Annotated in this window: 13 protein-coding genes; 7 read left to right on the top strand and 6 right to left on the bottom strand. The window is 67.8% G+C overall.

Annotated features, from left to right (window positions below):
- Positions 1-91: 91 nt before the first annotated feature.
- Positions 92-1,513, top strand: a complete 1,422-nt coding sequence (locus tag KIK15_RS05565; RefSeq protein WP_214243082.1) for an LLM class flavin-dependent oxidoreductase — start codon at positions 92-94, stop codon at positions 1,511-1,513.
- A 25-nt stretch (positions 1,514-1,538) separates the two neighbouring features.
- Here KIK15_RS05565 and KIK15_RS05560 read toward each other — a convergent pair whose 3' ends face one another.
- Both KIK15_RS05560 and KIK15_RS05555 read right to left on the bottom strand, forming a co-directional pair.
- Complete coding sequence (locus KIK15_RS05560; protein ID WP_214243081.1) at positions 1,539-1,949, bottom strand: DUF732 domain-containing protein; 411 nt, start codon at positions 1,947-1,949, stop codon at positions 1,539-1,541.
- 52 nt (positions 1,950-2,001) lie between these two features.
- Positions 2,002-2,715 (bottom strand): DUF1345 domain-containing protein, encoded by a 714-nt coding sequence (locus KIK15_RS05555; protein ID WP_250323934.1) that lies wholly within the window; start codon positions 2,713-2,715, stop codon positions 2,002-2,004.
- Positions 2,716-2,830: 115 nt separating this feature from the next.
- On the opposite strand from KIK15_RS05555, the gene KIK15_RS05550 reads away from it, so the two are divergent.
- The 5 genes from KIK15_RS05550 to clpB all read left to right on the top strand — a co-directional run bounded on the left by KIK15_RS05550 (position 2,831) and on the right by clpB (position 10,574).
- Positions 2,831-4,045 (top strand): TerD family protein, encoded by a 1,215-nt coding sequence (locus KIK15_RS05550; RefSeq protein WP_214243080.1) that lies wholly within the window; start codon positions 2,831-2,833, stop codon positions 4,043-4,045.
- 55 nt (positions 4,046-4,100) lie between these two features.
- A complete protein-coding gene (locus KIK15_RS05545; protein WP_214243079.1) occupies positions 4,101-4,919 on the top strand; it encodes a hypothetical protein in 819 nt (272 codons plus the stop codon).
- A gap of 10 nt (positions 4,920-4,929) precedes the next feature.
- A complete protein-coding gene (locus KIK15_RS05540) occupies positions 4,930-6,435 on the top strand; it encodes a M28 family peptidase (protein ID WP_250323933.1) in 1,506 nt (501 codons plus the stop codon).
- Complete coding sequence (locus tag KIK15_RS05535; protein WP_214243078.1) at positions 6,432-7,616, top strand: lipase family protein; 1,185 nt, start codon at positions 6,432-6,434, stop codon at positions 7,614-7,616. The genes KIK15_RS05540 and KIK15_RS05535 overlap by 4 nt, the downstream gene beginning before the upstream one ends.
- Before the next feature lie 393 nt (positions 7,617-8,009).
- On the top strand, positions 8,010-10,574 hold the full coding sequence (gene clpB, locus KIK15_RS05530) for an ATP-dependent chaperone ClpB (protein WP_214243077.1): 2,565 nt from the start codon (positions 8,010-8,012) through the stop codon (positions 10,572-10,574).
- Between the two features lie 98 nt (positions 10,575-10,672).
- Here the strand turns inward: clpB and KIK15_RS05525 are convergent, their stop codons facing one another.
- From KIK15_RS05525 to KIK15_RS05515, 3 genes are read right to left on the bottom strand one after another with little or no spacing between them, the layout of a single operon-like run.
- Positions 10,673-11,134, bottom strand: a complete 462-nt coding sequence (locus tag KIK15_RS05525) for a YdeI/OmpD-associated family protein (protein ID WP_214243076.1) — start codon at positions 11,132-11,134, stop codon at positions 10,673-10,675.
- 22 nt (positions 11,135-11,156) lie between these two features.
- Positions 11,157-11,837 (bottom strand): SDR family oxidoreductase, encoded by a 681-nt coding sequence (locus KIK15_RS05520; RefSeq protein WP_214243075.1) that lies wholly within the window; start codon positions 11,835-11,837, stop codon positions 11,157-11,159.
- Positions 11,837-12,433, bottom strand: a complete 597-nt coding sequence (locus KIK15_RS05515) for a DUF998 domain-containing protein (protein WP_214243074.1) — start codon at positions 12,431-12,433, stop codon at positions 11,837-11,839. Before KIK15_RS05515 ends, KIK15_RS05520 begins: the two co-directional genes overlap by 1 nt.
- A gap of 61 nt (positions 12,434-12,494) precedes the next feature.
- Here KIK15_RS05515 and KIK15_RS05510 point away from each other — a divergent pair, with 61 nt between their 5' ends.
- Positions 12,495-13,379 (top strand): hypothetical protein, encoded by an 885-nt coding sequence (locus KIK15_RS05510; RefSeq protein ID WP_214243073.1) that lies wholly within the window; start codon positions 12,495-12,497, stop codon positions 13,377-13,379.
- A 1-nt stretch (position 13,380) separates the two neighbouring features.
- On the opposite strand, the gene KIK15_RS05505 is transcribed toward KIK15_RS05510, so the two are convergent.
- Positions 13,381-14,808 carry an amidase gene (locus KIK15_RS05505; protein WP_307851743.1) on the bottom strand — a complete coding sequence of 476 codons (1,428 nt, stop codon included), beginning with the start codon at positions 14,806-14,808 and terminating at the stop codon, positions 13,381-13,383.
- Positions 14,809-14,824: the final 16 nt, after the last annotated feature.

Raw genomic sequence — 14,824 nt, 5'->3', positions numbered from 1 at the left:
TCGGCGGGACTTCGATCCACGGTGGGTGCAAGTCTGGTGCGGATCCCCCGGTCGCGGCCAGCATGGGAAGTCGACCCACCGAGAGGAATCCATGTCGCGCCCCATCCGTTTCAACGCCTTCGACATGAACTGTGTGGCCCACCAGTCGCCCGGTCTGTGGCGCCATCCGCAGGACCGTTCGTGGGACTACAACACCCTCGACTACTGGGTGAACCTGGCGACGTTGCTGGAGTCCGGCGGGTTCGACGGGTTGTTCATCGCCGATGTGCTGGGCACCTACGACGTCTACGGCGGCACCGACGAAGCGGCCATCCGCCAAGGCGCGCAGATCCCGGTCAACGATCCGTTGCTGCTGGTCTCGGCCATGGCGCACGCCACCGAACACCTCGGCTTCGGCATCACCACCGGAACCGGTTTCGAGCACCCGTACCCGTTCGCGCGGCGCCTGTCGACGCTTGATCATCTGACCCGCGGCCGGATCGGGTGGAACGTGGTCACCGGCTACCTTCCCTCAGCCGCACGCAATTTCGGCGACGCCGATCAGCTGGCCCACGATGCGCGCTACGACCATGCCGACGAGTACCTGGAGGTGCTCTACAAGTTGTGGGAAGGCTCGTGGGAACGCGACGCGGTGACCCGCGACAAGTCCGGCGCCGGGTTCGCCGATCCGGCGAAGGTGCACCACATCGGCCACCGCGGAACGCATTTCACGGTTCCCGGGATCCACCTGTCCGAGCCGTCGCCGCAGGGCACGCCGGTCATCTACCAGGCCGGCGCCTCGCCGCGTGGGGTGCGTTTCGCCGCGCAGAACGCCGAGGCCATCTTCGTCGCCGCACCCACGAAAGATGTTCTGCGGCAAACCGTCACGAACATCCGGGCGGAGTTGGTGGCGGCCGGGCGGCACGCTGATGACGCCCGCATCTATACCCTGCTGACCATCATCACCGACGCCACCGACGAAGCAGCCGCCGCGAAGGCCGCCGAATACCGCAGCTATGCCAGTGCGGAGGGTTCGTTGACGTTCATGTCGGGCTGGATGGGCATCGACCTGTCGGTCTACGACCTCGACGAGCCGATCGGCAACGTGCACAGCAACGCCATCCAGTCGGCGGTGGCCAGTTTCCAGCAGGCCACCGAGGACGGCGGCGAGTGGACCGTCGGTGACATCGCAGCCTTCGGTGGTATCGGCGGTATGGGTCCGGTGCTGGTCGGGTCGGGGGAGACGGTGGCCGCCCTGCTGTCCGAGTGGGTGGACGAGACCGGCGTGGACGGCTTCAACCTGGCCTACGCGATCACCCCCGGCTCATTTCTCGACGTGATCGAGCACGTGATCCCCGCGCTCGAGCGTCGCGGGGCGTATCAGCGCGAATATGTGCCGGGGACGTTGCGGCACAAGCTTTTCGGCGAAGGTGATCTTCTGCCCGACCGTCATCGGGGGGCCGGGTACCGGCCGGGCGCACCGCACTCGACCATCGACGACTCGGTGCGGACCGGCGTGGCGGCGGGCCGCTGATCGGGGCCGACGGGCACCGGTCGGCTCAGCCGATCACCTTGCCGAGCTGGCCCGCGCAGTAGACCGGCACGGCGAGGCGGATGAAGTTGGTGGCCTTGGTGGTGTCGCCGTCGTACTTGTCCTTCACCTCGTCCACGGCGTCGGCCAACGTGGAATCGGCCAGCGTCGTGCATGCTTTCTCGGCTGCGGCGACCGTCTGCTTCTGGTCGCCCAGCGTGAGGCCACTCGCCGACACCGCCGCAGCAAACCCCGCGTCGCGGGTGTTGGCGGCCCCGTCGGCCACACCGGATGCTGCGGCACTGGCCTGTGCGGCCAGGCTGTTGACGGCTTTCGACGCCGCCGCCCCGGGGTTGGAGTCGTTGGAGTCCTTGGAGTCCGAACAGCCGGCGAGCACCAGGGTGGTGGCCGCCAGCAGTCCGATGGCGATCTTCTTCATGGGACGCTCCTGGTAGACGTGAGATGGCGCGATCAGTGTTGCACGCGGCAGCTCAGTTGAGGACGTTGATAGCTCGGGCCAACACCATCGCCAGGGTCACCAGCGCCACCGCCGACTGCCCCATCATGGTCAACTTCGCCCAGCGGCTCAGTGGCATGGTGTCAGTCGGACTGAAAGCGGTTGCGTTGGTGAAGGACACGTAGAGGTAGTCGGTGAAGGTGGGTTCCCAGTCCACGGGGGCGAGGTCGGGAGTCGTCATCTGGGGGAACAGGAAGTCGGGGTGGGCGTGCTCTCCGGCTGCGCGGGCTGCGGGCCCGCCACGATCGAGTTCCCAGTACCAGAGCCCGAAGATGATGATGTTGGTGACGTAGACGGCGCCGCCGGTGGCCAGCAGCTGCACCGGGGTCAACTGGTGGCGCGCGTTGACGATGTCGGCGATCAGCTGGGCCGCCGAGTACGCGTTGGCCAGGCTCGCGACCGCGATGAGCGTCAGTCCCAGGGCTCGGAACGATCGCGAATGACGGTCCTGGCGCAGTGGATTGGCGACGATGAGGGTCACCAGCAGCCCGGCTTCGATGGTCGGCAACAGGTACCGCGACACCAGATGCAGGTGCGCGGGCAGCGCCAGCTGCAGTCCGATCACCGCGACCACCGCCACCGAGGCGGCCCACCGAGGTTCCTCAGCGGTGATGGACCGCCACGTGGGCATCGCCTCGTCTTCGATGCGGCGGGCCAGCGACCGGTGTGGTGGAGGATCGTCGGACATCACCAGATGAGTGTGGCCCAGACCGGGTGCAGACGTCGCTCAGGCGTGCGGCGTGGCGCCTAGTATGGGTGTCGGCGCGTTGTCCGCGGCGCGGGAGTCGACCGAAGGAATTGCGATGGAGTCACTGGCGCGTGGTCAGAACTGTCCGATCGAGGCGTCGGCGCTGGTGGCCTCGGTCGCGGGCGTGATGCCGGGTTCGGTTGATCTCCTGGTGTTCCAGGTCAGTGAGGCCGGGCGCGTGCGTAGCGACGCCGACCTGGTGTTCTTCAACAATCCGACGTCACCCGAGGGTGCGGTGCGGCTGACAGGTCCGGCCGAGGTGTCGGTCGATCTGGGGCAGGTTCCCGCCGATGTGGCCACTTTGCGGCTGGCTGTGACCCTCGACGACTCGGTGCCCGGAAATCTCGCGGGCATCGCGGGCCTGGGTGTTGTTGTGGGTTCGGTGAGCGCACCCGCCGTCGGTTTGACCAGTGAACGTTCTGCCGTACTGGTGGAGATCTACCGTCGCGGCGGCGCGTGGAAGCTGCGCAACGTCTCCGAGGGCTGGGACGGCGGACTGGACCGCCTGGTCACCGAACATGGTGTGAGCGTGGACCAGTCGGCGCCCGCCCCGACACCGCCCGCCCCGACACCGCCCGCCCCGACACCGCCCGCCCCGACACCGCCCGCCCCGACACCGCCCGCCCCGACCCCCACAGCGCCGACACCCTCGGCCGCCCCAGCGATCAATCTGTCGAAGATCACCCTGACCAAGACGAATCCGACCATCTCCCTAGCCAAGTCGGCCAATCGGCCCAGTGGTCACATGCGGGTGAACCTCAACTGGGCGCGCGGAAAATCGGGCGGGCTGTTCCGCAAGGCGTCCAAGCCGGTCGATCTCGACATCGGCTGTCTCTACGAGCTGACCGACGGTTCGAAGGGCATCGTGCAGGCGTTGGGGAACAGGTTCGGATCGTTGGACGCACCGCCGTATGTGTTCCTCGACGGCGACGACCGCACCGGGACCGCGGTGGGCGGGGAGAACCTTCTCATCAACCTCGCCCACCTGGACCAGTTCACGCGACTCCTGGTGTTCGCCCACATCTACGAGGGCATCCCCAACTGGTCGGCCGCTGATGCTGTGGTCACCATGCACCCACCGAACGCAGGCGAGGTGGAGGTCCGTCTCGACAGCCCCGACGACTCGGCCTACTCCTGCGCCATCGCGCTGCTGCAGGTGGTCAACGGCGAGCTGACGGTTACCCGACAGGTCAACTACATCCAGGGCAGCCAGTCAGCCATCGACGCGGCCTACGGATGGGGGCTGAAATGGACGTCGGGCCGCAAATGACGGTGGGGCCGGTGGCGCCGAGACAGCGACCGCCTCGATCCGTACCGTCTCACCCATGACGTACCCGAACGACCCGAACGGCGACCCCGCGCGGCGCTCGCCGTCCCCGTACGGCTCCCCGAACCCGTACGGCTCCCCAAACCCCTACGGCACGCCCCCGCCCGAGTCGCCGTCGACGGCCGGGCCGTACTACAGCGGGCCGGGCGAGTTGTACCCCCAGCCGCAGCCGGGCCAGCAGTACCCGCCGCTGGGGTCATATGTGCCGCCCGGTGCCGCTCCGCCCGAGAACGGCCAGTCCGGTTACCAGCAGCCCGGATACGGTCAGCAGCCCGGACACCAGCAGGCACCCTATCCTTCTCCGCACGGATATGTTCCGCCGCAATATAATTCGACACCACCCGGTCAGGGTGGCGGCAACAACAACACGCTGATCATCATCGGCGCGGTGGTCGCGGTGCTGGCCATCGTCGCCGTGGTGCTCACCGTCGTCCTCGTCAGCGGCGACGACTCCGATTCATCGAATGACGCCTCGTCACCCGCCACAGTCGCCGAGCAGACGACGCCTGACTACTCGACCCCGGACTACTCGACCCCGGACGAAACCCCCGAGGAGTCGTTGCCGACCACGGCTGACACCCCGGACGGCACCATTGCTTTCGCGGTCGGCCCGGTGCTGGAGGTGACCGGGGATTCCTTCGTCGTCGACGACATCGCCCGGGGGCGGACCACGATCAAGATCGTCGCGACGACCAACTTCATATCCAGTGCCGGGACGGCCCGTGTCCCCGTCACGGTCGGTGTTCGGGCGGCGGTGTCGGGCACCAGGGATTCCAGCGGAGCACTGGTCGCCACCACCCTCATCCTCAACAACTAGTCTTCGGCAGATGCGATCTGCGATGCGGTGTGTGGTGGTGACGCTGGCGGCGTCGATGACTCTGACGGTGGCGGGTCACGCCTCGGTCAACGCGGCACCCGATGACCCACTGCGCACCACGCGCATCGCGCAGACGGTGCGCGACCTCGTCGACATCGCTCCGCGGGCCACCGGATCGCCGGGCGGTGCGCAGGCAGCATCGTATGTAGCGCACCGTTTCCGCCAGGCGGGCCTGTCAGACGTGCACTACGAGGAGGTCACCTCCTATGACTGGACACCGTCGAATGCCGCCCTGCGCGTGGGCGACACCCGGTTCGACGTGTTCCCCGTCGCCCATTCGTTCATCGGTGCCGACGCCCGCGCGTCGTACCGCACCACCGGGCGCGGCGGACGTAGCGCGCCGGTCGTCGACATCGGTAAGGGCAGGGTGCAGGGCCGCGATGTGCGCGGCAAGATCGTGCTGTTCGATCTGAACTTCACCCTGCCCACCGCAGCTCTGCTGGCGCTGGCCGAGTACATCCACGACCCCGACAACACCCGCTTCGATCCTGAGGTGATGTTGGCGGCCAACCCGTACGTCACCTCGCTGGAGTCGACGGTGCGAGCCGCGATCGCCGGTGGCGCAGTGGGTTTCGTCGGTGTCCTGGCCGACTACTTCGATTCCAACCGCTATCACAACGAGTACTACCGACGTCTGGCCATCACCATCCCCGGGATGTGGGTGACCGCGCGCGAAGGCGCCCGGTTACGACAAAGCCTGGCCCGCAACGGACATCGTGCGCGGCTCGACCTCACGGTGAACCGGCGGGCGGTGACCGGACGCACCGTGGTCGGCATGCTGCCCGGACGCACCCGCGACACCGTGATGGTGCAGTCGCACCACGATTCGGTGTCGGCCGGGGCAGTGGAGGATGGGACCGGTACTGCGGAGGTGATCGCGCTGGCCGAGCACTATGGCCGCCTTGCTGCGCGGCCCGGCTACCGACCACGGCAGAAGTCACTGATGTTCGTCACCTTCGACACCCACTTCACCGGATACCAGTCCCATCAGGCATTTGTACGCAAGTACATCGAAAATCGTTCCACCCCATGGCGTATCGTCGCCAACGCGACCATCGAACACATCGGCAGACACGCCCGCCGTGCACGCGACGGGCGGCTGATCACCACGAATCTGCCCGAGCCCAAGGGGATCTTCGAGAACTTGAACCTAGATCTCAAGGTCGCGTTGGCGCAGTCGTTGGTGCGCAACAACGTTCGCGCGGCAACCCTACTCAACGCCACCCCGGCGCAGCTGATCGGCGGAATCCCCACCGACGCCTCGTTCGTGTTCGGGGCCGGGGTGCCGATCGTCAGCTTCATCTCCGGACCGCGCTACATGTACGACGATGCCGACACCTTCGACAAGGTCGACGTGTCGCAGCTGGTACCGGTGGCGCGCTTCTACCGCGACACCCTCGACCGGCTGGACCGCGAACCCAGCGCCGGCATCGGGTTGATTCCGGCCCGACGATGACGCGGCCGCTCACGGTCGCGCTGGTCGTCGCCGGTGTCGTTGCGGGGGTGTTGGTTCCGGCCTCGGGGACACCGGCGTCGGCAGTGGTGGCCCCGGTGGTGCTCGCCTCACGGACGGTCACCGCAGGGCCGGTGGTGGTGCCGGGTGCGGCGAGCACCGCCGTGCTGCGGTACTCATCGACGTCGATCACCGCGACGCCCACCACGATGACCGGCTCGTTGGCGCTACCGCGTGGGCCCGTGCCACGCGGTGGCTGGCCGCTGGTGGTGTGGAGCCACATGACCGTCGGCGCCGCAGATCGGTGTGCGCCGTCCACCGCGCGTGTCGGCGACCCCGAACTGGTTCGGATGACCACCGGCGACCCGATCGTCGCGCGCCTGCTGGCTGCCGGATTCGCTGTTGCCCGGCCCGATTTCGAGGGCATCGGTGGTCCGGGTCGGCATCCCTACCTGATCGGCCGGTCGCTGGCCCGCTCGGTCATCGACATGGCGGTCGCGGTGCGCGGGGCCGATCGGCGGATTGGGCGAGATGTGGTGCTGGCCGGGCACTCCGAGGGTGCGGTCGCTGCGCTGTTCGCTGCGGCAGCGCCGGTGGAACAGTGGCGGGGGATGCGGGTTCGCGGGGTGGCGGCCATCACCCCGCCTACCGAGATGGCGGCCATCGTGCGGGCCGTCAGCACCGTGGGGGTGCGCGCCGGCGCGGCCACCGGCGATCTGGTGGGTCTGGCGGCGCTCATCGTCACCGGCGCGGCCACGGTCGATCCCGCCTTCGCCGCGCTGGTCACCGGCGGCGGACTGAGTGCCCGAGCCACGCGGCTGCTGCCGGCGGTGGACACCCGGTGTTTCGGCGAGCTGGGATCACCGAGGGTGTTCGGGGCGTTGGCCCCCAGTGAGTTGCTGGGTCCCCGCGGCGCGACCGCGTTGACCCGGCTGACCCGCATCGTCGACGCCAACGACGTTGCCCACCTCAATATCCCGACGTCGATACCCATCCGGGTGGATGCTGGTGCCTTCGATGCGGTGGCCCCACTGCCGTTTCTCGACGCCCTCGTTCGTCGTTACCGGGCACGCGGCAACCGGGTGGCCATGGCCGTGCATCCCGCCGCGCACACCGCCGTCCCCGCATCGCCGGGCACCGCCGGGCAGGTCGCGGCGTGGCTGATCGGCTGCGGCAGAGGATGATTCACGTTCCAGGTGCCACCGTCGACAGGCCCGTTGCGTCGCAGGCTGCGCGCAACCGGTGATCGTAGGTGGCCACCATTACCCGATCGGGTTTCGTTCTCGGTGAACAACAGTTTCACCAGCGCTGAGGTGTCGAGGTAGACCACGTCTCGTTGCGCATGTCGTCGAGAGCAGAGGATGCCGTCGACCCACCCAGAGAGGCTGCAAGCGACCACCCTCGATGGACCTGGCAGCTGAGCTGTCGAGACACCGCAGCGACCACACTTGAGCGGAATAGACTCAAGAAATAGACGGTTGACTCTTGCGACGGACCACTCGGTCCGAGTAACTTAAGCGTATCCGGCTCAGGTTTTCTGGAGTCTCCCCGCCTGGCCGGCGTGAGGAAGGTGTCACATGTCTGTTCCCAACCCGGGTGGCTTCAACCCGACCACCAAGGCGCAGGCTGCACTGTCGGCTGCGCTGCAGGCTGCCACCACCGCAGGCAACCCGGATGTTCGCCCGGCGCACATCCTGGTTGCACTGCTCGAACAGCCCGACGGGATCGCAGCACCACTGCTCACCGCAGTCGGAGTCGATCCAGCGGCCGTACGGTCATCGGCGGCCAACCTGGTGGCTCGCATGCCGCAGGCCTCGGGCGCCAACTCCGCGCCGCAACTCACCCGCGATTCCATCCGCGCGGTCACCGCCGCCCAGGAACTCGCTGGTGAACTCGGCGACGACTACGTCTCCACCGAACATCTCATGGTGGGTCTGGCCACCGGCGACTCCGATGTGGCCACGCTGCTGCATGACCTCGGCGCCACCCCGCAGGCGCTGCGCGATGCGTTCGTCGCCGTCCGCGGCAGCGCGCGCGTCACCTCGCCTGATCCCGAGTCGACGTATCAAGCGTTGGAGAAGTACTCCACCGACCTCACCGCCCGGGCGCGTGAGGGCAAGCTCGACCCGGTCATCGGCCGCGATACCGAGATCCGCCGGGTGGTGCAGGTGCTCTCGCGGCGCACCAAGAACAACCCGGTGCTCATCGGCGAACCCGGTGTCGGCAAGACCGCCATCGTCGAAGGGCTGGCACAGCGCATCGTCGCCGGCGACGTACCCGAGTCCCTGCGCGGCAAAACCGTTGTCAGCCTGGATCTTTCCTCGATGGTGGCCGGCGCCAAGTATCGCGGCGAGTTCGAGGAGCGACTCAAGGCCGTGCTGGAGGAGATCACCTCGGCCGCCGGGCAGGTCATCACCTTCATCGACGAGCTGCACACCATCGTCGGGGCCGGTGCCACCGGCGACTCGGCGATGGATGCGGGCAACATGATCAAGCCGATGTTGGCCCGCGGTGAGCTGCGACTGGTCGGGGCCACCACCCTGGAGGAATACCGCAAGTACATCGAGAAGGATGCTGCCCTGGAACGTCGTTTCCAACAGGTCTATGTCGGTGAGCCCTCGGTGGAAGACACCGTCGGCATCCTGCGTGGACTCAAGGAGCGCTACGAGGTGCACCACGGTGTGCGTATCACCGACTCCGCGCTGGTCGCGGCGGCCACGCTCAGTGACCGCTACATCACCTCACGGTTCCTGCCGGACAAGGCAATCGACCTCGTCGACGAGGCTGCATCCCGGCTGCGGATGGAGATCGACTCGCGCCCGGTGGAGATCGACGAAGTGGAGCGGTCGGTGCGGCGCCTGGAGATCGAGGAGATGGCGCTGGCCAAGGAGACCGACGAGGCGTCCAAACAGCGTCTGGAAAAGCTGCGCAGCGAATTGGCCGATCAGCAGGAGAAGCTCAACGAGCTCTCGGCGCGGTGGCAGGGTGAGAAATCGGCCATCGACTCGGTACGGGTGCTCAAGGAGAAGTTGGAATCACTGCGCGGTGAATCCGAACGCGCCGAGCGTGACGGCGACCTGGGGCGTGCGGCGGAACTGCGCTACGGCCAGATCCCCTCTCTGGAAAAGGAACTCGCCACCGCCGAGGCCAAGGGCGCGCCGGCGGGGGAGAAGGTGATGCTCAAGGAGGAGGTGGGCCCCGACGACGTCGCCGAGGTGGTCTCGGCGTGGACCGGCGTGCCGGCCGGACGCATGCTCGAAGGTGAGACCGCCAAGCTGCTGCGGATGGAAGACGAACTGGGGCAACGGGTCATCGGTCAGCGCAAGCCGATCGAGGCGGTCTCAGATGCGGTGCGTCGTTCTCGCGCAGGCGTTGCCGACCCGAATCGGCCGCTGGGGTCGTTCATGTTCCTTGGACCCACCGGTGTCGGTAAGACCGAGCTGGCGAAGGCGTTGGCGGAGTTCCTCTTCGACGACGAGCGGGCCATGGTGCGCATCGACATGAGTGAGTACGGCGAAAAGCATTCCGTCGCAAGGCTGGTCGGCGCCCCTCCGGGGTACGTCGGATACGAGGCCGGTGGTCAGCTCACCGAGGCAGTGCGTCGGCGTCCCTACACGGTGGTGCTGTTCGATGAGATCGAGAAGGCCCACCCGGACGTGTTCGACGTGCTGTTGCAGGTGCTCGACGAGGGCCGGCTGACCGACGGGCAAGGTCGGACGGTCGATTTCCGCAACACCATCCTCATCCTCACGTCCAACCTGGGCGCCGGGGGCAGCGAGGAGATGGTGATGAACGCGGTGCGCGCGGCGTTCAAACCGGAGTTCATCAACCGGCTCGACGACGTGCTGATCTTCGACGGGCTCAACCCGGAGGAACTGACTCGCATCGTCGACATCCAGCTGGGGTCGTTGCAGACCCGGTTGGCGCAGCGCCGACTGACCCTGCAGGTTTCCGACAACGCCAAAAGATGGTTGGCGGCACGGGGATTCGACCCGCTCTACGGGGCGCGGCCGCTGCGGCGGCTGGTGCAGCAGGCGATCGGCGACCAGCTGGCCAAACAACTGTTGGCTGGTCTGGTGACCGACGGCGACGTGGTGCCGGTCAACGTCGCAGCCGACGGCGAGAGCCTGGTTCTGGGCTGACACGCGTGACCCTGCTGAGAACGTCCCCGTGGCACCGGGTGGAGGGGAATGTGCCCTCGGCCCCCCACCACGGGGACGTTTTCAGCAGGGGTCGACGGTCATCGGTCATCGAGTGCAGCGATGAGCGCGCTGATGCGTGTGGCACGGGTGTCGTCGCGGACGGCATCGATGATCGGTTTGATCATCCGCCGCCGTTGAGCCGGCCGGATGCGCTCGAACGCCGCCGTACGCCCGGCGGTGGCCAAGGCGTCGGCGACATCCTGGGGGACCGGCACGATGTCGGGGTCGACCGGGCGCAGCCGACACGACAGCAGCTCGCCGACCTCCACCTGCAGGCGTCGCTGCTGACCACGGCCGAGGTAGATGAACGAGTCGGGCGTCACGTCGGTTCGGTTGATGCCGAGGTTCACCTCGACGCCGTCGATGGTGCCTTCGATCCGCCGGGTCTTCTCCACTTTCGCCGCCGCCACCAGATCGCCGGGCAGTCGCAAGATCGGATAGGTGTGCGCCTTCCACGGCAACAGTTCCAGGGGGGCGTCGAACTCGAACCACGCACTCATGTCCGCACTCGCCGGGCTCTGCTCAGGCGAACGCGCTACTGGGAACGTCTCGTTCGTCACCGGTGACCGCATCGACCACGCGCTGAGCCACCGCGTCGGGGTCCAGGCCGGTGGGCATCTTGGGAGCGGTGCCGGCGATGGCACGCTCGGCCAAGCCGGTCTCGGTGTGTGGGGGTCGGATGTCCAGGACGCGGATCTTGTTGCGGCGCGCCTCTTTTGCTGCGGCGGCGAACAATGCGGCGGTGGCCGACTTGACCGCCGAGTAGGTGGCCATCCCACCCATCGGCGATTCGGCCAGTACCGCGGAGATGCCGGCGATCACACCGCCCTGCTCCACCTCGCCCAATGCTGCGCGCAGCAACCGCAGTGGACCGAGAAAGTCGATGAGCACCAGGTCGTCGACGGTGTCGTCGTCGATCTCGGCCAGCGGCCCGAACGCCACCACCCCGGCGGCGTTGATCACTCCGTCGATCCGTCCGTGCTGCGCCTTGGCCGCGGCGATCAGCGATCGCGGGTCGTCGGGCAGCCGCAGATCGGTGACCACGGTGTGCGCGCCGGGGATCGACACCGACGCCAACGACTGCGCCGATGTCCCGGTCACCGTCAGCGCCGCGCCCCGCTGGGCCAGCAGCCCGGCGATCCGGGAACCCAGAGCGCCGGTGGCGCCGACGACCACGAAAACCTTGCCGTTGAGATCAGTCATCACTCCATAGTGCCCGAGCCCGCGCGATGAGCCCGGGCGGTGACGACGAGCAGCGCTCCAGCGAGCACCTCCCACGCCACGATCGGATAGACCGAACCGCGTTCGACCGCCCCGGTCGCCACGCCCCAACCGCCGGTCGTCAACGCCACCGCGCACCCCAAACCGAACGCGCCGAATGCGATGCTGACCGCAGGCCACCACCTCGGCATGCCCACCACACCCGCCCCGACGATCACGGCGACATTGCCGCCGACAATGGCTGCAGCGGCCCCGGCCACATGGATCTGCGACAGGTGCGAGTTCGAATGCACCAGTGCCAGAGCCACGTTGCCGATCATGTTGATGGTCGCGGCGGCGACGAACACGGGTCGGCGGGCCGCGCGGACACCCAGCGCACCCACCAGCAGCGCCGCGCCGTGCACCACGAACGCGACGTTCATCAGCGACCGTAGTGGGCCGTGGGCGCCGAGGTCGCTGATGACGTCGCCGAGATAGCTGTATCCCGGTGTGGCGGCCGCGGTCACCGCCTCACAGATCACAAACGTCCCTGCACCCAGCAGCCAGGCCAGTCCTGCCACGATTCTCCGGGTTCCCACGTCGCCCATTCTCATCGCAGTAGTGTGAAGCGGCCGAGACGGCTGAGCAGAAAGTGGTGACATGACGCTGAGGTTCGACGACGCCGCGCGGGCCCGAGCCCGCACCTTCTACGAGACCACCGAACCCCTGCACGTTCTCGCCTACTTCAACTCCGGACTCGACGCCGCGATGGCCGACACCGGCCTCGACGGCTACGCCTGGTACGTGGGTGCACGCGGCGCCCCGCTGGGTGACTGCACCGGCCCCGTGGTGTCCTCGACGTTCTTCAACTTCAACCCCGACGTGGTGCACCCGGCCTGGGATCGGGCGAAAGCCGTTGGTCTGCACAAGGTCTCAGATCGCCGCTTCCAGATGCTCGACGAGATGCTCCGGGTGGCGTTGGGGGAGCGCATCGAGTCGCCGCAACTGCCCGAACTGGTGCAGACGGTGTACGCGATCGCCGCCGACCTACCGATGCCCGGTCGTCCGCTGGCCGCGGCGTGGGCGCACTCGCCGCGCCCCGACGGGCTGCACCTGCAGCTGTGGCACGCGCTGGCCATCGTTCGAGAATGGCGCGGCGACGGGCACGTTGCTGCCCTGACCGCCGCCGGGCTGGGTCGGGTGGAGGCCCTGGTGTTCCATGAAGCCACCCACCCGAACCCAGATCTACGCAAACGCGGGCTGGGGCGGCGGATCTCGCAGTTCTCCCGTGGCTGGTCCGACTCGGACTGGGAGACAGCGCAGTCGGCGTTGGTGCAGCGTGGACTGCTGGTCGTCACCGAGGACACCGACCAGCTGACCGCTGCGGGTGGTCTGCTCTACGACGAGCTCGAGATGATCACCGACGATGCGGCCGCCGCGCCCTGGGCGACGTTCGACGGTTTCGATCACCTGATCGCCACGGTGCGCCCGTTCGTCAAGGGGGTCATCGACTCCGGGATGCTGCCCGGCACCCGCAAGAAGTGACTCAGGCGTCGGTGATCCGGGCGAACGGGCGTGCGGCCTCGAGCTCGTAGGCCAGTTCCAACAGGGTGCGTTCGTCACCGTGATCGGCGGCCACCTGAACACCGATGGGTAGCCCGGAGTCGCTTCGGCCCAACGGTAGTGAGATGGCCGGGCCGCCGCTGGCGTTGTTCAACGGGGTGAACGCCACGTAGGCCAGCAGCCGCGGGAACAGCACGTCGAACGGGTTCGTCGGCGACAGGTGACCCAACTCCGGGGTGATGTGGGCCAAGACCGGCGACACCAGCACGTCGATGTCGGCGAAGATGTCGTGGTAGCGCGCCTGCGTACGACGCAGGCCCAGAACGGCTTTCGGGGTGCGCCAGAAGCTGCGGGCAAAGCTGGCCGCCAGCCCCCTGGTCAGCGACTCGGTCTTGGATCCGTCGAATCCCTTGGCCATGGTCGCCGAACCGAAATGCTGAAGGGAGAACCCCAGCAGCTTCCAGTAGTGGGCGAAGTCGTCGGCGAACCGTTCGAGTTCGGCGGCAGGCAGCGGCAACCCGATGTCGGTGACGTGATGGCCCAGCTCGCTCAACAGGTGCGCGGTGTCGCTGACGGCGTCGGTGGTGGGCACGTCCACCTGGGCGCCGGGAAGTGCCTGATACATCACCCCCACCCGCAGCCGACGCGCGCTGGGACCGGTCACCGATCCCACCGGTCGCAACTTCGGTGCCGGTCGGTAGCGCTCCAGCTGTGCGACGAAAGCGGCTGTGTCCCTGACTGTTCGGGTCAGCGCGCCGTTGGAGACGATGTTGACCGGCATCTGCGCGGCGTGCGCGTCGAGCACCTCGCGGTTGCGGGTCAGCTTCAGGCCCACCAGCCCACACGCCGCCGCGGGGATGCGGATCGACCCGCCGCCGTCGTTGGCGTGGGCGATGGGAACCACCCCGGCGGCCACCAGTGCCGCCGATCCGCCCGACGATGCACCAGACGAGCGGTTGATGTCCCAGGGGTTGCGGGTGGGTGGGCGGTCGTCGGCGAACTCGGTGGACGCGTTGAACCCGAACTCGGGCATCGCCGACTTGCCCAGGCAGATCAGCCCGGTGGACAAGAACTGGTCGGTGAACGCGGCGTTGCGCTCCACGATCCGATCCGGCACCGCCAACGAGCCGTTGCGACAGGGCAATCCGGCGTAGTCGGTGTTGTCCTTGATGAAGGTGGGCACACCCGCGAACACCCCGACTCCGGCGCTGCGAGCCAAACCTCGGGCCCGCTCGTAGTCGGAGAACGCCACCGCACCCAACGCCTCGACGGCCTCGGCGCGGTCGATCGCGGCGCTCACCGCTTCCTCACACGAGATGGCCCCGGCGGCGACGGCCTCGGCCACGCCGGTCGCATCGAGGGTGCCCAGGGCATCGTCGGTGAAGGCATGCAGGCGTCGGGTGTCGGTCACCCGAGGAACACTAGCG

Origin of the sequence: Williamsia sp. CHRR-6, from assembly GCF_018474015.1 — a bacterium.
GTDB lineage: Bacteria > Actinomycetota > Actinomycetes > Mycobacteriales > Mycobacteriaceae > Williamsia_A.
This window is presented reverse-complemented; position numbering and strand designations above follow the sequence as displayed.